Here is a 21,873-nt window from a genome sequence, read left to right as displayed (position 1 = left end):
GAACCCGCCCGGGGTGGGCGGGTTTTGTTGGTCAACGCACCAAATGCAAGAACTGCATGTGGCGTTCGTACTGGTCGAGGATGTCGTTGATGATTTGCTCTTTGGTGTAGCCGGTCAGGTCGTAGTCCTGGCTGCCTTCACTCAAGTGCACTTCTGCGCGGTAGTAACGACGGTTGCGCAGTTGCTCTTTTTTGCCAAAACCGCCACGGGCGAAGGACGGCGTGAAGTAGCCACGCATCTGCACCTGATAGATGAACGGGTGCTCTTCGCCATGGCCGATTTCCAGGCTCACGTTGTCGTTGGCCGGGTCTGGCTGGGTGATGACGTTGAGGCCTTTTTCGCGGAACACAGCGCTCACTTCTTCAATCGCCGGACGCACGGTGGTGTCCATGAAGCGGTACACCTCGTCACGCGACGGGAAGTGCACGGCCTGGCTCAAGCGCTGACGCCACCCCCCACGACCACGGCGCGAAGCCGACACCGGCGCCAGCGAGTGCATCTGGGCGATTTGTTTCTGCGACTCAAGGTAGAACGCCTTGTGCAGGCCCCACATCATGAGCAGCAAGATCAGCGAGAACGGCAGCGAGGTCAGCACCACCGCCGATTTGAGCGCATCAATGCTGCCCGAGAACAACAGCGCGCTGGTCACCAGCGCGGTCATCGCGCCCCAGAACACCCGCAGCCATTTAGGGCCGTCTTCGTCGGCGTTGTTGCCACGCGCCGAAAGGGTCGACAGCACCACAGTGCCGGAGTCGGCCGAGGTCACGAAGAACACAAAACTGATGAACACCGTCACGGCGATCACGGTTTTGCTCCACGGGTAGGTTTCGAGCAGCAGGTACAACGTGCGCGACGGATCGTCGATGGCCGACTGGCCGAGGGCAACCATGCCGTGGTTGAGCACTTGATCGATGGCGCTGTTGCCGAAGATAGACATCCACGCCAAGGTGAAGCCCAACGGGATCAACAGCACGCCAAACACAAATTCGCGGATGGTGCGGCCACGGGAGATACGCGCAATGAACAGGCCCACAAACGGCGACCACGCGATCCACCAGGCCCAATAAAACACGGTCCAGCCGCCCAACCAGTCGCTTGGCTTATCGTAGGCATACACATCAAAACTCTTGGTCGGCAGCGCGCCCAGGTAGTCACCGATGTTCTGGATCAAGGTATTGAGCAAGTGCTGGGTCGGCCCGGCGAACAACACAAACAGCAGCAGCGCACAGGCCAGCAGCATGTTGATGTCGGACATCACGCGCACGCCTTTGTCGACGCCCGCGACAGCCACCAGAATGGCGGCGCCCATCATCAGGGTGATCAAGCCCACCTGAATCCATTGGGTGTGGGGGATACCGAACAGATAATCGAGGCCGGAGTTGAGGTGCAACACTCCAAAGCCCATGTCGGCCCCCAGACCAAACACCGTGGCAATGATGCCGAAGCCATCCACCGCATAGCCGATAGGCCCGTTGATGCGCTTGCCGATCAGCGGGTACAGCGCCGAACGCAGGGCCAATGGGAGGTTATGCCGGTAAGCGAAATAGGCCAGCGCCATGCCGACAAAGGCAAACACACCCCAGCCGTGCAAGCCCCAGTGCAGAAACAGCAACTGCATGGCCTGACGTGCAGCCGCTTCGGTGCCTGCCGGACCTTGAGGCGGGGCGAGCATGTGGGTGAGGGGTTCTGATACACAGAAGAAAAATAGCGTGATGCTGATCCCAGCGGCGAAGAGCATGCCCGCCCAAGACAGGTAACTGAACTCAGGTTCGTCGTGGTCGGCACCGAGCTTAATCTTGCCGTAGCCAGACAAGGCGGTGACGACCACGAAGATCAGATACAGGGTCATCGCTAACATGTAGTACCAGCCGACCGTATTGGCCGCCCAGGTCTGTGCAGCGAGCAGCCATTCCCCGGCCGCTTTTGGCATGGCGATAACCACCATACCGAAGACCAGAATGAACGCGGCGGCAAAGTAAAACACCGGCGGATTCATACGGATCACAGACGTCTGCGACGTCGCAGGTGCACTCATTGGATGTGCACCTCATAGAGGTGAAACGGGATCAAAAAGAACGAATTCGGCAAAGGTTAGCCTCCTGTTGTGAGCGGGCAGCGGACCACCGTTTAACTTGAACAATCGTTCAAGTTAAACATGGATGGCGTGTGAGGACTAATCGCAACCCTTAGCTACACGCGTCTTACGTTAGCTCATGACAAGGTATGACACATGGCCGTGAACGAACGTTCAGCCGTTATGGCCCGGGGCTATCCGGGGATTTTTGGAGGGCTGATTTCAGGAGGATTGGGAAGGGATAAAAAGCATGAAAAAAAAATTGGGACGGACGGTTATGAGGCCAAAATAGCTTTGGCCTCATCGTTATGATGAAAGGTCGCTCCCATCAATGAATTTTGATCGCCTAGGCGCCGAAGCAACCACAAGGGCGATAGCAGCCAAATCAAGCGTAATACCCACATAACCAAGCCAGGTGCCAAACACATACGCAGAAATCACTAAAACAGTGAACAACGAAGCTAAGACAAGCATAAAGTTAAACACTATAAACGCTGCCATTCTGACCTTGAAAGAACACCTCGAAATTTTAATAGAAACAACAGCTCCCAAGCAGGTTAGCAATACTGCAAAAAAATAAATCACCAGCAACAGGGCAACATACACAGCAACTGCTGGCACGCCATTGGTATCATTCAAATCACTAAAATTTTCTGGAACATCAACTGCAACAAAGAACAAGCAGATATAACTCAGCACTAATAAAACAATCGAGCCTAACAAAAATTTTATCTGCCCCATATTAAAACTGAACCTCCACTCTTCTGATTAACACGAGAAAACCCATCTCTAATTATCATCATTGATGGCTGCTTTAGTGTGAATAAAATTTATTACTGCCCGAACATATTAACAGGTATCTCACCAGGAATTTCGATTGTATAACTCTGCTTCATTACCTTACCAAGAACTAACGTAAGATTTTCTCCTAACCAGTCACGATGAGTTGAAGGATTAGCATCGTATGTATCATTGTAAGCACGAATAGCGCCATTAAATGACCAGTCTCCACTTGAGTTTTTATTTACCTCACCCACTACTCTCAGCGTGATATGACCCAGAACAAGCCAAGATGCCTTACTGTCGTTGCCGACATCGTAGGAAAAACTAACATCTACTGTGCTTTTCCCTACAGGTCGAGCATTTCTAATAACATTCATCACATCAGGTATCTTCGCTAAATTCACGTTCAATCCGATATTATTAATTGGAAATGTCGCAGTTTCTCCCTTGCCATCAATAGCGTGTTGTATAGCATGTAACCCTGACAAATACCCACCAGAAAAAACTCGCCCCCCGGTAGGGTACCGAATTATGTACTCATTTATTTGCTGGCATCCGACGATACTATCAACTACCATTTTTAGAGAGTTTGTCAAACCCTCACCTTCTGCGCATAATTGATCTGCGGCAGCCAATGCCTTTAGTTCAATTGCTAAAGCTATAGTCCACGTTGGGTTTTGAAAAAACGTTTTTAAAGCATCTAAATAATTTGGAGTTGCGTAATTATCAATTCTGGTATTTAACGAGGCGGCAAGAGGATTAGCCATGCCCGGCGGGAAGCTTTGACCAGCATTTAGATTTGGAGCTGAAGGGTTGAACTGACCGTTCGGGCTCATTTCAGGATAAGCCGTTACATAGGTATTAGGAAGCGTGATTTTCATGACTAGCCTTTCTTATGGAATATTAATACTTCGTTCAAACACCCTAGACCTGGTATCAAAATATGACCACAGCGAAGCCGCCGTTATTAATGTCGGATATTTCCGCAAATAAACAAGATGGAAAAGTTACAACAACATGGGCGCAGCGCTGTGCGCCAAAGATCAAAATATAGACAAATTCAACGGCCGCATCGCACCCATCCAGATCGCATGATCGGTGTGATCCAACAGATCATTCCCTGTGTCGGGGTGCAAAAACACCACCAGCCCGTGCCGACTGATGGCCAGCCACGGTAAGACAATGCCGAGCAGTTCGGGGCCGAAGGCCAGTTGGCAGCTCCAGTCGGGGTGCGGGCCGACCGGGCGCTCGTGGACGCGGCCCATGCTGATGTCAAACCGGTGCGCCGCTTCTTCGCACAGGGTGCGCGCCTGGTCGATGGTGCTCGCATCAAAATAGACGTGGGCGTGGTAGCCCTTGATTCGTTGCATAAGCGCCTCTTAAAAAACGGTCTGTTGTCGCTGCCGAAGGCTGCGAAGCGTTGCGTAGCAACGCGTTTTTTGAACCCTGCGCGATCCTTACACAGCCTTCATTCATCGGCAGCGACTACATGCTAGGGTTTTGCCTTGCTTACCTGTCCAACGAGAGCCTTATGCCCCGGCCCAACCGCGCTGACATCCTGCCATTTTTAAACTGGCTGCCCAAGCAGACCCGCGCAAGCATTGGCCGAGATGCGCTGGTTGGCCTGAGCGGGGCAATTCTGGCATTGCCGCAGTCCATCGCCTACGCCTTGATTGCAGGATTACCCCCCGAGTACGGGCTGTATGCGGCGATTGTGCCGGTGATTATTGCCTGCTTGTGGGGCTCGTCGTGGCATTTGATCTGCGGCCCGACAGCGGCGATTTCGATTGTGCTGTTTGCCAGCGTCAGCCCGCTGGCGGTGCCCGGCAGCCAGGATTACATCGGCCTGATTCTGCTGCTGACGTTTCTGGCCGGGGTTTTTCAGTGGCTGTTGGGCCTATTGAAATTTGGCGCGCTGGTCAATTTTGTCTCGCACTCGGTGGTGCTCGGTTTCACCCTCGGCGCGGCGGTGGTGATTGCGCTGGGCCAGTTGCCCAATGTGTTGGGCGTCGATGTGCAAGGCAAGGCCACTGCCCTCGACAGCCTGCTGACGTTGCTGCGTCATGCTCGCGATTTCGACCCCGCCTCGCTGGCGCTGGGCGTGGCGACGGTGGTGCTGGGGGCTGTGCTTAAGCTGTGGCTGCCACGCTGGCCCACCTTGCTGATGACGCTGGTGCTGGCAAGCCTGGCGGTGTGGCTGACGCCGCAGGTGTTTGGCCATGTGCAATTGGTGCAAGCGTTCGTGGGCCGTCTGCCGCCCTTTAGCCCGTTGCCGCTGGATGTCGAGACCGTTTTGCGCTTGCTGCCAAGCGCCGTGGCGGTGGGCATGCTGGGGTTGGTGACCAGTTTGTCGATTGCCCGCTCGTTAGCCGTTCGTTCGCAGCAGATGCTCGACGCCAATCAAGAAGTGCGTGCGCAGGGTGTCTCCAACGTCGTCGGCGCGCTGTTCTCGGGCTATTTGTCGGCGGGTTCGTTTACCCGCTCAGGGCTCAATTTTGAAGCCGGGGCTCGCTCGCCACTGGCCGGGGTGTTTTCGGCGTTGTGGGTGGCGCTGTTTGCCGTGACCGGCTCGGCACTGATTGCCCACATCCCGATCCCGGCCATGGCGGGCAGTATTTTGTTGATCAGTTGGGGGCTGGTGGACACGCGCGGTATTCGGGCGCTATGGCGGGTGAGCCGCGCCGAGTTCGCGGTGATGGCGCTGACCTGCGTCGCCACCTTGCTGCTGGAGCTGCAAACGGCGATTTATGCCGGGGTGCTGGCCTCGCTGTTTTTCTATCTCAAGCGCACCTCGCGGCCGCGTATTCAGCAGTGGCTTGATGGGGATGAAGAGATTCTGCGGGTCGGCGGCTCGATTTTTTTCGGCGCCAGCCATTACCTGCAAGTGCGCTTGCAACGCACCCATGGCAAGCGGGTGGTGGTTGAGGCACAGCAGATCAACTTTATTGACTACTCGGGGGTTGAGATGCTGCACCAGGAGGCGCGCAGGTTGCTGGGGTTGGGCCGCAGCCTGACCTTGCGCGGAGCGCGGGCGCAGGTGGTTGAGGAATTGATGAAGCTGGAAGGGGCAGATAACTGCCCGATTTTGTTTGAGGATTGACCTGTAGGAGCGAGCTTGCCTCGCGATCTTTTTGAAGATCAACAGATCGCGAGGCAAGCTCGCTCCTACAGTGGATTTACTGCGCCAGCAGGCGGCGCAACTCGGCCAGCGCCGGGGCTGTGTCCGGGCGCACGCCGCGCCACAGGTAAAAGGCTTCTGCCGCCTGTTCGGCCAACATGCCCAAGCCGTCCATGACCTGACCCGCATGATGCTCGGTGGCCCACACGCAAAACGGCGTCGGCTCTTTGCCGTACATCATGTCGTAGCACAGGGTCTTGCCCGGCTCGATCAGGCTGCTGGAAATCGGCGGTACTTCACCAGCCAGACTGGCCGACGTCGCGTTGATGATCAGGTCGACCGGCTCTTTTAACCAGTCAAAGCCACTGGCGGCTACCGGCCCCAAATCGCTGAACAGTTCGACCAGCAGTTCGGCTTTTTCGACCGTGCGGTTGGCGATGGTCACCGAGGCCGGGCCTTCGGCCAAAATCGGTTCTAGCGCACCACGTACTGCGCCGCCCGCACCGAGGATGAGAATACGTTTGCCCTTGAGGCTGAAACCCGCATTCACCGTCAGGTCACGCACCAGGCCCGCGCCGTCGGTGTTGTCACCCAACAAGGTGCCGTCTGCCAGTTTGCTCAGGGTGTTGACCGCGCCTGCCCGTTGCGCACGAGCCGTCAGGCTGTTGGCCAACCGATAGGCGTCTTCCTTGAACGGCACGGTGACATTGGCCCCGCGCCCTTGCTGGAAAAATTCCAAAGCGCAGCCGGTGAAGTCATCCAGCGGCGCCAGCAACGTGTCGTATTGCATCGACTGCGCGGTTTGCTCGGCAAACAAGCGGTGCAGCACCGGCGATTTGCTGTGGGCAATCGGGTTACCAAAAACGACGTAACGGTCCATCAGGCAAGCTCCTCGGGCAATATCAGGCGTTGGCTAACCAGTCGCGGTCTTGCAGGAAGTAGTCAGTCAAGCGCGCTTCGGCGCTGCCGGGCTCGGCTTTCCAGTCATAGCCCCAACGCACGTGCGGCGGCAGCGACATCAGGATCGATTCGGTGCGCCCGCCCGATTGCAGGCCGAACAGGGTGCCACGGTCGTAGACCAGGTTGAATTCAACGTAGCGCCCGCGGCGGTATTCCTGGAATTCACGCTGTTGGGCGGTGTAAGCGTCGGCTTTGCGGCGCTGAACAATCGGCAAATAAGCGTCGATGTAGGCGTCGCCGATGGCACGAATGAAGGCGAAGCAGGTGTCGAAGTCCCACTCGTTCAGGTCATCAAAAAACAGGCCGCCGATGCCACGCGGCTCGTTGCGATGCTTGATGTGGAAGTAGCGGTCGCACCAGGCTTTGTAGCGCGGGTACACGTCAGCGCCAAACGGTGCACACGCTTGCTCGGCCACGCGGTGCCAGTGCACGCAGTCTTCTTCGACGCCGTAGTACGGCGTGAGGTCGAAGCCGCCACCAAACCACCAGACCGCCTCTTCGCCTTCTTTTTCAGCGATGAAAAAACGCACGTTGGCGTGGGAAGTTGGCACATGCGGGTTGTGCGGGTGGATCACCAGCGACACACCCAGGGCTTCAAAACCACGGCCCGCAAGCTCTGGGCGATGGGCGCTAGCTGAGGGTGGTAAACCGCTGCCAAACACGTGGGAAAAGTTGACGCCGCCTTTTTCGATCACGTGGCCATTTTCGATCACACGCGTACGACCGCCGCCGCCCGCTGGGCGCACCCAGGCATCTTCAACGAAGCGCGTGCCGCCGTCTTCGGTTTCCAGAGCGGAGCAAATGCGGTCTTGAAGGTCGAGCAAGTAGGCTTTTACGGCCTCGGTGCGGGTAGTCATGACATCACCTTTTTAGGTCAAAGCTACGCGGCACTTCGTCTGAGCGGGCCGGCGGCAAAGGGCGGCTAGCATAACACCGCACTCGACCTCGCCACAGTTGACGAAGATCACGGTAAAGCGTTGGATAGGGCCTTCGTCAATTCAGCGAGGACAGTGCAGATGGCTAAGCGTATCCAGTTTCGGGCCCACGGCGGCCCAGAAGTGCTTGAGTATGTCGACTACCAACCCGCCGAGCCGGGCCCGCAGCAGGTGCGGGTACGCAATCAGGCCATCGGCCTGAACTTCATCGATACCTATTACCGCAGTGGCCTGTATCCGCTGGCAGATCTGCCGTCTGGCCTGGGCAATGAAGGCGCGGGCTTTGTCGATGCCATCGGCAGTGACGTGCACAACGTTAAAGTGGGCGATCGCGTGGCCTACGGCACGGGTCCTCTGGGGGCAAACAGCGAATTGCACGTGTTGCCTGCTGCGAATGTGGTGAAGCTGCCCGACGACATTTCGTTTGAGCAAGCAGCCGCCGTGATGCTCAAGGGCCTGACCGTGCAGTACTTGCTGCGTCAGACGTACGAGTTAAAAGGCGGCGAAACGGTACTGTTCCACGCCGCAGCCGGTGGTGTTGGCTCGATTGCCTGCCAATGGGCCAAGGCCCTGGGCGTGAAGTTGATCGGTACAGTCAGCTCGGCAGAGAAAGCCGCGCATGCCAAGGCACTGGGCGCCTGGGAAACCATCGATTACAGCCATGAAAACGTGGCCCAGCGGGTGCAGGAATTGACCGGCGGCAAGAAGGTCCCGGTGGTGTATGACGGCGTCGGCAAAGACACCTGGCTCACGTCGCTGGACAGCTTGGCGCCACGCGGGCTGATGGTCAGCTTCGGTAATGCGTCAGGAGCGGTGACCGGGGTAAACCTGGGAATTTTGTCGCAGAAGGGCTCGCTGTACGTGACCCGACCAACGCTGGCGAGCTACGCCAACAACGCCGAGAACCTGCAAAAAATGGCCGATGAGCTGTTTGAGATGATCCGCAGCGCCAAGATCAAGGTTGAGATCAGCCAGCGCTTTGCGTTGAAAGACACCGCCAAGGCGCACATTGAATTGTCGGCCCGCCGCACCACGGGCTCGACGATTTTGCTGCCGTAACCTCTCCCCGAACCAACGCCCTGTAATTACATGGACTCGCCCAAGCCGAGGCGTCTGTGCGCCACGGTGGCATTCTATTAGAAGCCAACGACAGCGAGGGCGAGACCATGAAAAAGAATACGACGACCAATCAGTCGATGCCAACCGATGTTTCGAAATGCACCATCATTGCCGTAGATCTGGCCAAGAGGGTCTTCCAGGTAGCCGGCGAGGATGCTTATGGCGTAACCGTGTATGAAGAACGTATCTCTTCGCGCGAAGCCTTCCATACGTTTCTTCGCAAGTTGCCAACAAGCGTAACCGTGTTGGTGGAGACAGGTCCGGGGGCTCAGGCATGGGCGCAATTACTGAAAACCCAAGGCAATCCTGTCCGGATATTGCCAGCCCAGCATGTCGCCAATCACCGCAGCGGACCCAAGAACGATCGCAACGATGCACTGGCTATCTTGCGCGCAGGGCGAGATATCAATATCTCGTCGGTACCGGTCAAGAGTGCTGCTGCCTTGGCCATGCAAGCTCTTCATCGTGTCCGGCAAGGTTACGTGCGCCGTCGCACAGCAATGAGTAATCAGATGCGCGGCCTGTTGCTAGAGCATGGTCTTGCCATGGCGCAGGGCGAAGCAGCAATCAGCCAGGTTATCCCCCGGATTCTGGAGGATGCCAGCCAACCATTGCCTGACCTGTTACGCGAATTGATAGATGAGTTACTGGGCGAATGGAGTCAGTTGGGCGAGCGCATCAATGTACTGACCGGTCGACTGGAAACAGCGGCAAAAAATGACGAAACAGCCAAACGGCTGATGACCGTACGCGGTATCGGCCCAATTATTTCTACAGCAGTGATCGCTAAACAAACCGAACCTGAGCGCTTTGCCAACGCGCGGCAGTTCGCTGCTTACTTCGGCTTGGTGCCCAAGCAGCACAGCAGCGGCGAGAAAGTCCGATTGGGCAAGATGAGCAAGCATGGCGATGCCTACTTGCGAAGCTTGGCGATTCAGGGCGCTCACGCGGTGTTGAGACAGGTACGCACTGATTCAGAGGATCCAGATGACCGGCGCTTGCAACGCTGGGTATCAAAGTTGGGTCGCAAAGAGGCGGCCGTTCGGTTAGCCAACCGAAACTTGCGCATCATCTGGGTGCTGTTACAAAACGACCAAACGTATCGCCGCCAAGTGAGCAACGGCCAGGAGACAGCGATGAGTTAAGGATCTAAAGAGTTCTGCCACCGGGGTGTAAACCGCTCCAACCCATGCTTAAGAACATTGATCACAGGTCAGACCGTCGCGAATTTATGCCTGCGCTCCTACCGGCCCTTGAGGCCTAACTGTAATTGGCATATCGCGAGCTCATAAAATGTTGGCCAGAAGCCGATTATGGCTTCATCAAACAGGCCTTATACATAGATGCAACCGGGTATCAGTGAACAAAAGCGGGTTGACAGTGGGGGCGAGTCCATACATAGGAGCGAGCTTGCTCGCGATCTCTTGATTTTTAAAAGATCGCGAGCAAGCTCGCTCCTACAGAATGTTGATGTTCAGGAAGGACGCACAACCTTGCCGGTCGCCAAATCACGGATCAGGCTCGGGTTTTTTCGCCCGCCCAGATTGCCGCCCAAGACGTAATCAACTTGCCCTCGAAAGTACTGCTCAACCTTCAGTCGCGTCCGCGCCGCCGGTAAACCCGCCGGGTTGGCTGACGTCGAGACGATGGGCCCCACCAACGAGCACAACTCACGCACCTGTGGATGATCGCTCACCCGCAACGCAACGGTTTCGTGCTGGCCGGTGATCCATTCCGGCAATAAGCCCTGATGCGGCACCAGCCAAGTGTTCGGCCCCGGCCAGGTGCTGGCCATGCGGTCAAGCCACGCTTGCGGGAAGTCTTCGAACAAAAAGTCGAATTGGTGAATGTTGTCGGCAACCAGAATCAGGCCTTTATCCACAGATCGAGATTTAATCGCCAGCAAGCGCTCCACCGCGTCTTCATCCCAAGGGTCGCAACCCAACCCCCAGACAGCTTCGGTAGGGTAGGCGATCACCGCGCCTGCGCGAATGGCTCTTGCTGCTTGTTGGACGCGCCAGGTGCTGAGCATTGAATGTCTCCAAATAGGTACTGGGCGCAGTGTACTTAGCTGGCGCGAGCAAACCAACGCCCGCCCTCAAGCACTACGTGCCCGTCGAGCTCCAGTTCGGTCAGCGCGGCCAGCAGCCGGGGCAAGTCCCAACCGCTGGCACACGCCAGCGCTTCACTGGTGTGGGGCGCTGCCTGCAACAATTGCACTAATGGATGACAGCTGTGAGTAAACAGTTCAGGCGTGGACAACGGCATCGAACGCCAGCCGCGCAAGCCTTCGAGGATGTGTTCGACGGTTTCAACCAAAGTAGCGCCATCCCGGATCAATTGATGACAGCCCCGCGCGCCGGGGTGGTGGATAGAACCCGGCAGCGCGTACACCTCGCGGCCTTGTTCGGCCGCCAGGCGGGCGGTGATGAGTGAACCGCTGGCCACGCTGGCCTCGACCACCAACACGCCCAACGACAAACCGCTGATGATTCTGTTTCGCCGCGGGAAGTTTGCCGGCAGCGGCCCGGCGTCCAGCGGGAACTCCGAAACCACCGCGCTACCGCTCTCGATCATGGCGTCGGCCAGCGCACGATGGCGCTGTGGATAAAGTTTTTCCAGGCCGGTGCCCAGTACACCAATTGTTTGCCCGCCGACGTCCAGTGCCGCCTGATGCGCGGCCCCGTCGATGCCCAGTGCCAGCCCGCTGGTGATCACAAAGCCTGCGCCTGCCAGACAACGCGAAAAGGCCGCTGCGGTGTCCATCCCCGGCCTTGAGGCCCGGCGGCTACCGACCATCGCCAGTTGCGGCTTTTCCAGAATCGAAGGGTCACCCGCCACGAACAGCAATGGCGGTGGGTCTTTGATTTCGCCCAGTAACGCGGGGTAATCGGGCTGATCATGCAACACCACATGGTGCTTGCAGCCCTCAAGCCAGCGCATTGCAGCGCTGGCACCATCACGAATTTCGGGGCTGCGACGTGCATCGCTGCTCACCGCTGGCAGCCCCAACGCCCGCCACGCGCTAGCGGGGGCGCTGAGCGCCGAACTGGCCGAGCCAAAGGCCCGGAACAGGCCGTGATAACGCTGTGTGCCCACCTCAGGCAAGCGATGCAAACGCAAACGGGCTTCCAGCTCTGCCGGGGAAATATCAGACATCGACATGGGATCATCCTTGATCTGTTTCATCAGCTTTACGGAAGGAACAACCTGTGGATAAGTCTGTTGACAAGTTGTTTAGCAAACGATGGGAAAAACCGGATTGAATGCCCAGCTGCTCCTTGAAATAACACCTCAAACCTCAACCTTAGTTGAACGCTCCACACAGGCCGCACACATTGGTTTCAAGCTGCGACACGCCACGGCTGGCGCCCGCGACATGCAGCTGGGCAGCTAGTCGTTTCATCCGGTGTTGAATCCCTTTATTATGTGCGCTCGCGTGAAACGCCAGAGCCCGAGCGGGCTCTCTCTGAAGGAGACGTTTTGCACAGGTTGCCGAGTCTCAATGACCCCCTGACAACCGTTTTTGAATCTTTCACACAGTGCCCCAATCAAACTTATGGCTATTTTAAACATCCTCGAATTCCCAGACTCGCGTCTGCGCACCATCGCCAAACCGGTGACGGTTGTGGACGACAGCGTCCGTCAGTTGATCGATGACATGTTTGAAACCATGTACGAGGCGCCTGGCATTGGTCTGGCCGCGACCCAGGTCAACGTGCACAAGCGCATCGTGGTCATGGACCTGAGCGAAGACCGCAGCGAGCCGATGGTGTTTATCAACCCCGAGTTCGAAACCCTGACCGACGAGATGGGCCAGTACCAAGAGGGCTGCCTGTCGGTGCCGGGTTACTACGAAAACGTAGATCGCCCGCAACAAGTCAAAATCAAGGCGCTGGACCGTGACGGCAAGCCGTTTGAAATGATCGCCGAAGGCCTGCTGGCGGTGTGCATTCAGCACGAGTGCGACCACCTTAACGGCAAGCTGTTCGTCGATTACCTGTCTACGCTCAAGCGTGACCGGATCAAGAAGAAGCTGGAAAAGCTGCACCGCCAGAACGCTTGATTCTCGGCATAACCCTACGCCTGTCACGGACTCACTGTAGGAGCGAGCTTGCTCGCGAGCTTTTAAACGATCAAAAGATCGCGAGCAAGCTCGCTCCTACAGGATTATTCCCGCGCCTCCCCCATTCCAAGTGAGTAATCCATGACTGAGCCACTGCGCATCGTCTTTGCTGGCACCCCCGAATTTGCCGCTGAACACCTCAAGGCGCTGCTCGACAGTCCGTACGAGATCGTCGCGGTGTACACCCAACCGGATCGTCCGGCGGGGCGCGGGCAAAAGCTGATGCCAAGCCCGGTCAAGCAACTGGCGCTGGAACACAACATTGTGGTCATGCAGCCGCCCACCCTGCGCGCGCCAGAAGCACAAGCCGACCTCGCAGCCCTCAAGCCAGACTTGTTGGTAGTGGTAGCGTACGGCCTGATCCTGCCGCAGGTTGTGCTGGATATTCCGCGTCTGGGCTGCATTAACAGTCACGCGTCCTTGCTGCCACGCTGGCGCGGGGCGGCGCCGATTCAGCGCGCAATCGAAGCGGGCGATGCCGAAAGTGGCGTGACGGTGATGCGTATGGAGGCGGGTCTGGACACCGGCCCTATGCTGCTCAAATCCGTGACCCCCATTACCCCGCAAGACACCGGCGGCAGTCTGCATGACCGTTTGGCCGAGCTGGGGCCGCCTGCCGTGCTCGAAGCCATCAAGGGTTTGGCCGCTGGCACGCTGCAAGGCGAAGTGCAGGACGACAGCCTCGCGACCTACGCCCACAAGCTGAATAAAGACGAAGCACGCCTCGACTGGGCCCGCCCAGCAGTCGAGTTGGAGCGGCTGATTCGTGCCTTCAACCCGTGGCCGATCTGCCACAGCACGCTCAATGGCGAAGCACTGAAAGTGCTGGCCGCCACCCTGGCAGACGCGAAAGGCGAGCAGGGACAGATTCTCGCCGCCAGCAAAGACGGCCTGATCGTCGGCTGTGGCGAAGGCGCGTTGTGCCTGACACGTCTGCAATTGCCAGGCGGCAAAGCGCTGAACTTCAGTGATTTCTTCAACAGTCGTCGTGAGAAATTCGCCGTTGGCACCGTTCTGGGCGCCGCGCAATGAACCCGCGTCTGGCTGCCGCCAAGGCACTGACCGCCGTCCTCAACGGCAAAGCATCGCTCAACAGTTCGTTGCCACTGCAACTGGACAAGGTTGAAGTCCGCGACCGTGGCCTGACCCAGGATCTGGCGTTCGGCACCGCACGCTGGTATCCGCGCTTGTCGGCGCTGACCAACAAGCTGCTGCAAAAACCCTTCAAAGCCGCCGATGCCGACGTTGAAGCGCTGCTGTTGGTGGGGCTGTATCAATTGCTCTACACGCGCATTCCGGCACACGCCGCGATTGGCGAAACCGTGGGCTGCGCCGACAAGCTGAAAAAGCCGTGGGCCAAAGGCCTGCTGAACGCCGTGTTGCGCAACGCCCAACGCGAGAGTGAAGCCTTGCTGGCCGAGCTGGAGCACGATCCGGTGGTGCGCACCGCCCACCCGCGCTGGCTGCAAAAGTCGTTGAAAGCGTTCTGGCCTGAGCAGTGGGAAGCCATCTGCGCGGCCAACAACGCGCATCCGCCGATGATTCTGCGGGTCAATCGCCGTCACAAAACCCGTGATGCCTACGTGCAGTTGCTGGTTGAAAGCGGCATCGAAGCCCAACCATGCGTGTACAGCCAAGACGGCATCGTGCTGGCCGAAGCGTGCGACGTGCGCAACCTGCCAGGCTTTGCCGAAGGCTGGATCAGCGTGCAGGACGAAGCCGCGCAATTGGCCGCCGACCTGCTGGACCTGGCACCCGGCCAACGCGTACTCGACGCCTGCTGCGCACCCGGCGGCAAGACCTGCCACATTCTTGAGGTTGAGCCTAAGCTTGCGGGCGTGGTGGCGGTCGATCTGGAAGCCAAGCGCTTGGTGCGTGTGCGCGAAAACCTTGAGCGCCTGGGCCTGAGTGCCGAGCTGATTGCGGCCGATGGTCGCGACACCGCAACCTGGTGGGACGGCAAGCCATTCCAGCGCATCTTGCTGGATGCCCCGTGTTCGGCAACGGGCGTTATTCGCCGTCACCCGGACATCAAGCTGACCCGCCAGCCGGACGACATTGCCGCCCTCGCCACCTTGCAAGGCGAGTTGCTGGACGCGATGTGGCCTACGCTGGAAGTCGGCGGCATCCTGCTGTACGCAACGTGCTCGACGTTACCGACCGAAAATACCCACGTGATTGAAGCCTTTTTGGCCCGTACGCCGGGTGCACGAGAGCTGGATATTGCCGGGCAGTTCGGCATCAAGCAGCCGCACGGGCGCCAACTGTTGGCGCAAGAGGGCGGGCATGACGGTTTCTACTACGCCAAATTGATCAAGATCGCTGCCGCTCGCGGCTAACCGCTGGAACAGGGAATGACGGCATGAAAATCATCATCCTCGGCGCAGGACAGGTCGGCGGCACGCTGGCTGAGCATTTGGCCAGCGAGGCCAATGACATCACCGTGGTCGACACCGATGGCGACCGCCTGCGCGATTTGGGCGACCGTCTCGACATTCGTACCGTGCAAGGCCGCGCCTCGCTGCCCAACGTGTTGCGCCAGGCCGGTGCCGACGATGCCGACATGCTGGTGGCGGTGACCAACAGCGACGAGACCAACATGGTCGCGTGCCAAGTGGCCTACACGCTGTTCCACACCCCGACCAAAATCGCCCGGGTGCGCGAATCGGCCTACCTCACGCGCGGCGAAGAACTGTTCGATAACGACGCGATTCCCGTCGATGTGTTGATCAGCCCCGAGCAAGTGGTGACCAACTACATCAAGCGCCTCATTGAGCACCCCGGCGCCTTGCAGGTGATCGACTTTGCCGAAGGCAAGGCACAACTGGTGGCGGTCAAGGCGTACTACGGCGGCCCGTTGATTGGTCAGCAATTGCGCCAGCTGCGTGAGCACATGCCGAATGTGGACACGCGGGTGGCGGCGATTTTCCGACGTGATCGACCGATCACGCCTCGCGGCGACACGGTCATTGAAGCCGACGATGAGGTGTTTTTCATCGCTGCCAAAGCCAACATTCGCGCAGTGATGAGCGAAATGCGCCGGCTCGATGAAAGCTATAAACGCATTGTGATTGCCGGTGGCGGGCAGATTGGCGAGCGCTTGGCCGAGGCCATCGAAAGCCGTTATCAGGTCAAGATCATCGAGATGAGCCCGGCCCGCTGCCGTTATTTGTCCGACACGCTCGACAGCACCGTAGTGTTGCAAGGCAGCGCGTCAGACCGCGATCTGATGCTGGAAGAGAACATCGCCGACGCCGACCTGTTTCTGGCCCTGACCAACGACGACGAGGCCAACATCATGTCCTCGTTGCTGGCCAAACGCCTGGGCGCGAAAAAGGTGATGACCATCATCAACAACCCGGCCTACGTGGATTTGATTCAGGGCGGCGAGATCGACATCGCCATCAGTCCGCAGTTGGCCACCATCGGTACCTTGCTGGCCCACGTACGCCGTGGCGACATTGTCAGTGTGCACTCGCTGCGCCGGGGTGCAGCCGAAGCCATCGAGGCGATTGCCCATGGAGATTCGAAGTCGAGCAAGGTGATCGGCCGCCGTATTGGTGAAATCCACCTGCCGCCGGGCACCACGATTGGCGCAATTATTCGCGACGAAGAAGTGCTGATTGCCCACGACGCCACGGTGATCAATGCCGGCGACCACGTGATTTTGTTCCTAGTGGATAAAAAGCATATTCGCGACGTGGAAAAGCTGTTCCACGTGGGGTTGAGTTTTTTCTAAAGAGAGACGGCAATGCTGGAGTCACTGGAAAAAATGCTGGCCAAGGGTGTGGATAACGCTTTATTGCGCTTTGGTTTAGGCAAGGGTTATCTCGACCTTGGGGATAACCTCAAGGCGGCGGAGCATTTGCAGCGTTGTGTTGAATTTGACCCCAAGTACTCCGCAGCCTGGAAGTTGCTGGGCAAAGCCCAGTTAGCGGCGGGGGATCGTGCAGCAGCGCGCACAGCGTGGGAGCAGGGGCTCAGTGCAGCCCAAGCCCATGGCGACAAACAGGCCGAAAAAGAAATGACCGTGTTTTTGAAGAAGCTGGAAAAGCAACAGCCCTCACCCTAGCCCTCTCCTGGGGGAGAGGGTTGGGGTGAGGGGGACGTGACCTCAGTACCAGCGCGCCTCACCCGGCGGACGTTTTTTGAAGCGTTTCATGCTCCACATGTATTGGCTCGGGTAAGCCCGTACGTACTTTTCAACCACTTGGCTCATGGCCGCGCACGCTGTTTCGGTGTCGGTGCTGTACATGGCTTCTGGCGCGGCTTCCAAAATCACCTTAAAGCCTGAACCGTCCGGCAAGCGCAGTGCGTGCAGGAACACGCCCACCGCTTTGCCACCCGCCAACATGTTGGGCACGAACTTGCTGGTCAGGGCCATGGTGCCGAGAAACGGCACAAAGATACCCGCCGACTCAGCGGGCTCAGGATCTGCCGGAATGCCGACCTGGCCGCCTTTGCGGACTTCTTTAATGACACTCAAAATGCCTTCTTTGGTCGACGCGGCGACGCGGTTGCCGAGCTGTACGCGCTGTTTGCGCAGCAGTTCGTCGACGGCCTTGAGCTTGGGTGGACGGTAAAAAATGATCGGCTTGCACTGGCTGCAATAGAAGTGGTTGAGCACTTCCCAGTTGCCCAGGTGACTGGTGATGCCGACCACGCCTTTGCCAGACGCCAGGGCGTCTTTGAGCACATCGAGGCCTTCGACTTCACGCACCAGGTCAATCGAGCGTTGAGCGGGCCAGATCCAGGCGCAGGCGCTCTCGGTCAGGCTTTTGCCGATGTCTTTAAGGCTTTGCCCGACCAATTGTTCACGGGCAACCGGGTCCATTTCCGGGAAGCATTTGGCCAGGTTGATGCGCACCACTTCGCGGGAGCGATTAGGCAGTTTCCACATCAGCCAGCCGATGGCCGAACCCACGCGTTGCACCGCGCCCCAGGGGAGCATGGCAAACAGCCTTAAAGCCCCGACCAGCAAGGCGCCTTTAAACTTTTCCACAGGCAAATCTCTCAGAAGTAACGATGTCTGTAGGAGCGAGCTTGCCTCGCGAGCTTTTAAAAGATCGCGAGGCAAGCTCGCTCCTACAGGTTTTGCGCAGGCGGCATTCTACCCGGCGTTGGACAGCTCAGCGTAGCGGTCGCACGTGGTGCCGTGGTCCATGACCATGCCGCTGGCCTGCATGAAGGCGTAGCAGATGGTCGGGCCAACAAACGTAAATCCGGCTTTTTTCAGCCCTTTGCTCATGGCTTCGGCTTCGGGTGTCACGGCCGGGAATTCATGGCGTTCGGTGAAATGGTTGATCTTCGGCTGGCCGCCGACAAACGACCATAAAAACTCTACCGGGTCTTTAAGCGCCAGCCAGGCTTGGGCGTTGCGCCGTGCACCGGTGACTTTCAAACGGTTGCGCACGATGCCCGGATCCAGCAGCAAGGCCTCTATTTCAGCGTCGGTCATGACCGCCAAACGCTGCACATCAAAACCGAACATGACCTTTCGATAGTGCTCGCGTTTACGCAAAACGGTGATCCATGACAAACCCGCCTGGAACCCTTCGAGCAATAACAACTCGAAGAGCCCATGCGCATCGCGCAACGGCACGCCCCACTCTTGATCGTGATAGGCCGCATACAGCGGGTCGTCAGGGCACCAGAAACAACGTGGCATATAGGCTCCAAGAGGTGGTGGCGCGACCGAATCGGGTATACTCCCGCTCTTTAAATCGCAGCCCAAGAAACAGGTGAATTTGTGAGCCAGCCTACGCCAGCAGTGCGTACCTTCCAAGACTTGATCCTCGCCCTCCAGCAATACTGGGCCGAGCAAGGTTGTGTGGTGCTTCAGCCCTACGATATGGAAGTGGGCGCCGGCACTTTCCATACCGCCACGTTTTTGCGCTCTCTGGGCCCAGAAACCTGGAACGCCGCTTATGTGCAGCCCAGTCGTCGCCCGACTGACGGCCGCTACGGCGAAAACCCGAACCGTTTGCAGCACTACTACCAGTTCCAGGTGGTATTGAAGCCCAATCCGCCAAACTTTCAGGAGCTGTACCTGGGCTCCCTGAAGCACATCGGCCTGGACCCGCTGGTTCACGACATCCGTTTCGTCGAAGACAACTGGGAATCGCCAACACTGGGCGCCTGGGGTCTGGGCTGGGAAATCTGGCTCAACGGTATGGAAGTCACGCAGTTCACGTACTTCCAGCAAGTGGGCGGCATTGAGTGCTACCCGGTAACCGGCGAAATCACCTACGGCCTTGAGCGTCTGGCGATGTACTTGCAAGGCGTAGATTCCGTCTACGACCTGGTCTGGACTGACGGCCCGTTCGGCAAAGTGACCTACGGCGACGTGTTCCATCAGAACGAAGTCGAGCAGTCGACTTACAACTTTGAGCACGCCAACGTCGACAAGCTGTTTGAGCTGTTCGATTTCTATGAAAGCGAAGCCAAGCGCCTGATCGAACTCGACCAGCCGCTGCCGCTGCCAAGCTACGAAATGGTGCTCAAGGCATCGCACACCTTCAACCTGCTGGACGCGCGCCGGGCTATTTCGGTGACGGCACGCCAGCAGTACATCCTGCGTGTGCGGACCCTGGCACGTTCGGTGGCGCAGGCGTATCTCGAAGCACGCGCCAAGCTGGGCTTCCCGATGGCTCCACCTGATTTGCGTGATGAAGTGTTGGCTAAGTTGGAGGCTGCACAATGAGTGCTCAAGATTTTCTGGTTGAACTGGGCACTGAAGAACTGCCGCCAAAAGCCCTCAATACCCTGGCCGATGCATTTTTGGCCGGTATCGAAAAAGGCCTGCAAAGCGCCGGTCTGAACTTCAGCGCGAAAAAAGTCTATGCCGCACCGCGTCGTCTGGCCGTGCTGCTGACCCAACTCGACACGCAACAGCCTGATCGCAGCATCAACATCGACGGCCCGCCACGTCAGGCCGCGTTCGACGCTGAAGGCAACCCGACTCAAGCAGCCCTTGGTTTTGCCAAGAAGTGCGGCGTTGAGTTGAGCGAAATCGATCAAAGCGGTCCAAAACTGCGTTTCAGCCAGGTGATCGTCGGCAAGCCGACCGCCAGCCTGCTGCCGACCATCGTGGAAGACTCGCTGAACGACCTGCCAATCCCTAAGCGCATGCGCTGGGGTGCACGCAAAGAAGAGTTCGTGCGTCCAACCCAATGGCTGGTCATGCTGCTGGGCGATGACGTTATCGACTGCACCATCCTTGCGCAAAAGGCGGGCCGTGACTCCCGTGGTCACCGTTTCCACCACCCGGAAAACGTGCGCATCACCGCGCCTGCCAACTACCTCGAAGACTTGCGCAAAGCTCACGTGCTGGCGGATTTCAATGAGCGTCGCGAGCTGATTTCCAAGCGTGTGGCCGAACTGGCCACGATGCAGGAAGGTACAGCCATCGTGCCGCCAAGCCTGCTCGACGAAGTGACCGCACTGGTTGAATGGCCGGTGCCGCTGGTGTGCTCGTTCGAAGAGCGCTTCCTGGATGTGCCGCAAGAAGCCCTGATCACCACCATGCAGGACAACCAGAAGTATTTCTGCCTGCTGGACGTTGATGGCAAGCTGCTGCCGCGCTTTATCACCGTGGCCAACATCGAGAGCAAAGACCCGAAGCAAATCATCTCGGGTAACGAGAAAGTGGTTCGCCCGCGTCTGACCGATGCTGAGTTCTTCTTCAAGCAAGACAAAAAGCAGACGCTGGAAAGCTTCAACCTGCGCCTGCAAAACGTGGTGTTCCAGGCGCAACTGGGCAGCGTTTTCGACAAGGCCGAGCGCGTGTCCAAGCTGTCCGCGTTCATCGCGCCACGCATTGGCGGTGACGCTCAGCGCGCAGCCCGTGCAGGCTTGCTGTCCAAGTGCGACCTTGCCACCGAAATGGTTGGCGAGTTCCCGGAAATGCAAGGTATTGCCGGTTACTACTACGCCCTCAACGATGGCGAGCCAGAAGATGTCGCGCTGGCGCTGAATGAGCAGTACATGCCGCGCGGTGCTGGCGCTGAACTGCCGACCACCCTGACCGGTGCAGCGGTGGCCATCGCCGACAAGCTCGACACTCTGGTCGGCATTTTCGGTATCGGCATGCTGCCTACCGGCAGCAAAGACCCGTACGCACTGCGTCGCGCAGCGCTGGGTATCTTGCGCATTCTGATCGACAAGAAGCTCGACCTAGACCTGACCGAAGCGGTGAATTTCGCCGTGTCAGCGTTCGGCGCCAAGATCAAGTCGGCCGGTTTGGCGGATCAAGTGCTGGAATTCATCTTCGACCGTCTGCGTGCACGTTACGAAGACGAAGGCGTGGACGTGGCGACTTACCTGTCGGTACGTGCGTTGCAGCCGCGTTCGGCACTGGACTTCGATCAGCGCGTACAAGCTGTTCAGGCGTTCCGCCAATTGCCGGAAGCCGCTGCACTGGCCGCAGTGAACAAGCGCGTATCGAACCTGCTGAGCAAGGTTGAAGGCAAGATTTCGACCAACGTTGAAGCCAAGTTCTTCGACAACGCCAGCGAGTTCTCGCTGTACTCGGCCATTCAAAAGGCTGACGAAGCGGTACAACCGATGGCAGCTGCCCGTCAGTACAACGAAGCACTGACCCGTCTGGCCTCGCTGCGCGAGCCGGTGGATGCGTTCTTTGAAGCGGTGATGATCAACGCTGAAGACGCCAGTGTGCGCGCCAACCGCTACGCGCTGCTGGCGCGCTTGCGCAGCCTGTTCCTGGGCGTTGCTGATATTTCGTTGCTGAGCTAAGGGC

General features: G+C 58.1%; 21 protein-coding genes. 11 read left to right on the top strand and 10 right to left on the bottom strand.

The genetic code is table 11. The features are described from left to right. Nucleotides 1–31: 31 nt before the first annotated feature. A complete protein-coding gene (gene betT, locus RHM56_RS23300) occupies nt 32–2,035 on the bottom strand; it encodes a choline transporter BetT (RefSeq protein ID WP_322236462.1) in 2,004 nt (667 codons plus the stop codon). A 195-nt stretch (nt 2,036–2,230) separates the two neighbouring features. On the opposite strand from betT, the gene RHM56_RS23295 reads away from it, so the two are divergent. Next, nucleotides 2,231–2,386, top strand: a complete 156-nt coding sequence (locus RHM56_RS23295) for a hypothetical protein (protein WP_322236460.1) — start codon at nt 2,231–2,233, stop codon at nt 2,384–2,386. Here the strand turns inward: RHM56_RS23295 and RHM56_RS23290 are convergent. The 3 genes from RHM56_RS23290 to RHM56_RS23280 form a co-directional block, all read right to left on the bottom strand. Further along, nucleotides 2,381–2,815, bottom strand: a complete 435-nt coding sequence (locus RHM56_RS23290; RefSeq protein ID WP_322236458.1) for a hypothetical protein — start codon at nt 2,813–2,815, stop codon at nt 2,381–2,383. The genes RHM56_RS23295 and RHM56_RS23290 overlap by 6 nt on opposite strands. Nucleotides 2,816–2,907: 92 nt before the next feature. Further along, on the bottom strand, nt 2,908–3,738 hold the full coding sequence (locus RHM56_RS23285; RefSeq protein WP_322236457.1) for a lipid II-degrading bacteriocin: 831 nt from the start codon (nt 3,736–3,738) through the stop codon (nt 2,908–2,910). A 162-nt stretch (nt 3,739–3,900) separates the two neighbouring features. Beyond that, nucleotides 3,901–4,227: a DOPA 4,5-dioxygenase family protein gene (locus tag RHM56_RS23280; RefSeq protein ID WP_322236455.1), complete on the bottom strand. Its 327-nt coding sequence runs from the start codon at nt 4,225–4,227 to the stop codon at nt 3,901–3,903. A 161-nt stretch (nt 4,228–4,388) separates the two neighbouring features. On the opposite strand from RHM56_RS23280, the gene RHM56_RS23275 reads away from it, so the two are divergent. After that, the gene (locus tag RHM56_RS23275; RefSeq protein WP_322236453.1) at nt 4,389–5,957 is read left to right on the top strand and encodes a SulP family inorganic anion transporter; all 1,569 of its coding nucleotides are present in this window, start codon (nt 4,389–4,391) and stop codon (nt 5,955–5,957) included. A gap of 76 nt (nt 5,958–6,033) precedes the next feature. Here RHM56_RS23275 and aroE read toward each other — a convergent pair whose 3' ends face one another. Together aroE and hemF are read right to left on the bottom strand one after the other, a co-directional pair. Next, nucleotides 6,034–6,855, bottom strand: coding sequence for a shikimate dehydrogenase (aroE, locus tag RHM56_RS23270; RefSeq protein ID WP_322236451.1), 822 nt, complete (start codon nt 6,853–6,855; stop codon nt 6,034–6,036). Between the two features lie 22 nt (nt 6,856–6,877). Next, the gene (gene hemF, locus RHM56_RS23265) at nt 6,878–7,792 is read right to left on the bottom strand and encodes an oxygen-dependent coproporphyrinogen oxidase (protein WP_322236449.1); all 915 of its coding nucleotides are present in this window, start codon (nt 7,790–7,792) and stop codon (nt 6,878–6,880) included. A 159-nt stretch (nt 7,793–7,951) separates the two neighbouring features. On the opposite strand from hemF, the gene RHM56_RS23260 reads away from it, so the two are divergent. Further along, nucleotides 7,952–8,929 (top strand): NADPH:quinone reductase, encoded by a 978-nt coding sequence (locus RHM56_RS23260; RefSeq protein ID WP_322236447.1) that lies wholly within the window; start codon nt 7,952–7,954, stop codon nt 8,927–8,929. 137 nt (nt 8,930–9,066) lie between these two features. Further along, a complete protein-coding gene (locus tag RHM56_RS23255; protein WP_322241852.1) occupies nt 9,067–10,134 on the top strand; it encodes an IS110 family transposase in 1,068 nt (355 codons plus the stop codon). Nucleotides 10,135–10,463: 329 nt separating this feature from the next. Here the strand turns inward: RHM56_RS23255 and RHM56_RS23250 are convergent, their stop codons facing one another. Next, nucleotides 10,464–11,021, bottom strand: coding sequence for an L-threonylcarbamoyladenylate synthase (locus RHM56_RS23250; RefSeq protein ID WP_322236445.1), 558 nt, complete (start codon nt 11,019–11,021; stop codon nt 10,464–10,466). 35 nt (nt 11,022–11,056) lie between these two features. Continuing rightward, the gene (dprA, locus tag RHM56_RS23245) at nt 11,057–12,154 is read right to left on the bottom strand and encodes a DNA-processing protein DprA (protein ID WP_322236444.1); all 1,098 of its coding nucleotides are present in this window, start codon (nt 12,152–12,154) and stop codon (nt 11,057–11,059) included. 394 nt (nt 12,155–12,548) lie between these two features. Between dprA and def the strand changes: the two genes are divergently transcribed. The 5 genes from def to RHM56_RS23220 all read left to right on the top strand — a co-directional run bounded on the left by def (nt 12,549) and on the right by RHM56_RS23220 (nt 17,187). Further along, the gene (gene def, locus RHM56_RS23240) at nt 12,549–13,055 is read left to right on the top strand and encodes a peptide deformylase (RefSeq protein ID WP_322236442.1); all 507 of its coding nucleotides are present in this window, start codon (nt 12,549–12,551) and stop codon (nt 13,053–13,055) included. A 141-nt stretch (nt 13,056–13,196) separates the two neighbouring features. Further along, nucleotides 13,197–14,147, top strand: a complete 951-nt coding sequence (gene fmt, locus RHM56_RS23235) for a methionyl-tRNA formyltransferase (RefSeq protein WP_322236440.1) — start codon at nt 13,197–13,199, stop codon at nt 14,145–14,147. Then, nucleotides 14,144–15,454, top strand: coding sequence for a 16S rRNA (cytosine(967)-C(5))-methyltransferase RsmB (rsmB, locus tag RHM56_RS23230; protein WP_322236438.1), 1,311 nt, complete (start codon nt 14,144–14,146; stop codon nt 15,452–15,454). The genes fmt and rsmB overlap by 4 nt, the downstream gene beginning before the upstream one ends. 23 nt (nt 15,455–15,477) lie before the next feature. After that, entirely contained in the window at nt 15,478–16,854 is a 1,377-nt protein-coding gene (gene trkA, locus RHM56_RS23225) for a Trk system potassium transporter TrkA (protein ID WP_322236437.1), read from the top strand. A 12-nt stretch (nt 16,855–16,866) separates the two neighbouring features. After that, on the top strand, nt 16,867–17,187 hold the full coding sequence (locus RHM56_RS23220; RefSeq protein WP_322236435.1) for a tetratricopeptide repeat protein: 321 nt from the start codon (nt 16,867–16,869) through the stop codon (nt 17,185–17,187). A 42-nt stretch (nt 17,188–17,229) separates the two neighbouring features. Here the strand turns inward: RHM56_RS23220 and RHM56_RS23215 are convergent, their stop codons facing one another. Next, a complete protein-coding gene (locus RHM56_RS23215) occupies nt 17,230–18,117 on the bottom strand; it encodes a lysophospholipid acyltransferase (RefSeq protein ID WP_322236433.1) in 888 nt (295 codons plus the stop codon). Between the two features lie 108 nt (nt 18,118–18,225). Then, a complete protein-coding gene (locus RHM56_RS23210; protein WP_322236431.1) occupies nt 18,226–18,783 on the bottom strand; it encodes a DNA-3-methyladenine glycosylase I in 558 nt (185 codons plus the stop codon). A gap of 81 nt (nt 18,784–18,864) precedes the next feature. Between RHM56_RS23210 and glyQ the strand changes: the two genes are divergently transcribed. Together glyQ and glyS are read left to right on the top strand one after the other, a co-directional pair. Then, nucleotides 18,865–19,818, top strand: a complete 954-nt coding sequence (glyQ, locus tag RHM56_RS23205; RefSeq protein WP_003437964.1) for a glycine--tRNA ligase subunit alpha — start codon at nt 18,865–18,867, stop codon at nt 19,816–19,818. Then, nucleotides 19,815–21,869: a glycine--tRNA ligase subunit beta gene (gene glyS / locus RHM56_RS23200; RefSeq protein ID WP_322236428.1), complete on the top strand. Its 2,055-nt coding sequence runs from the start codon at nt 19,815–19,817 to the stop codon at nt 21,867–21,869. Before glyQ ends, glyS begins: the two co-directional genes overlap by 4 nt. Nucleotides 21,870–21,873: the final 4 nt, after the last annotated feature.

The organism is Pseudomonas sp. CCC3.1 (assembly GCF_034347405.1).
Lineage (GTDB): Bacteria > Pseudomonadota > Gammaproteobacteria > Pseudomonadales > Pseudomonadaceae > Aquipseudomonas.
Note: the sequence above shows the minus strand (reverse complement) of the source record. Positions and strands in the feature narration are given on the sequence as shown.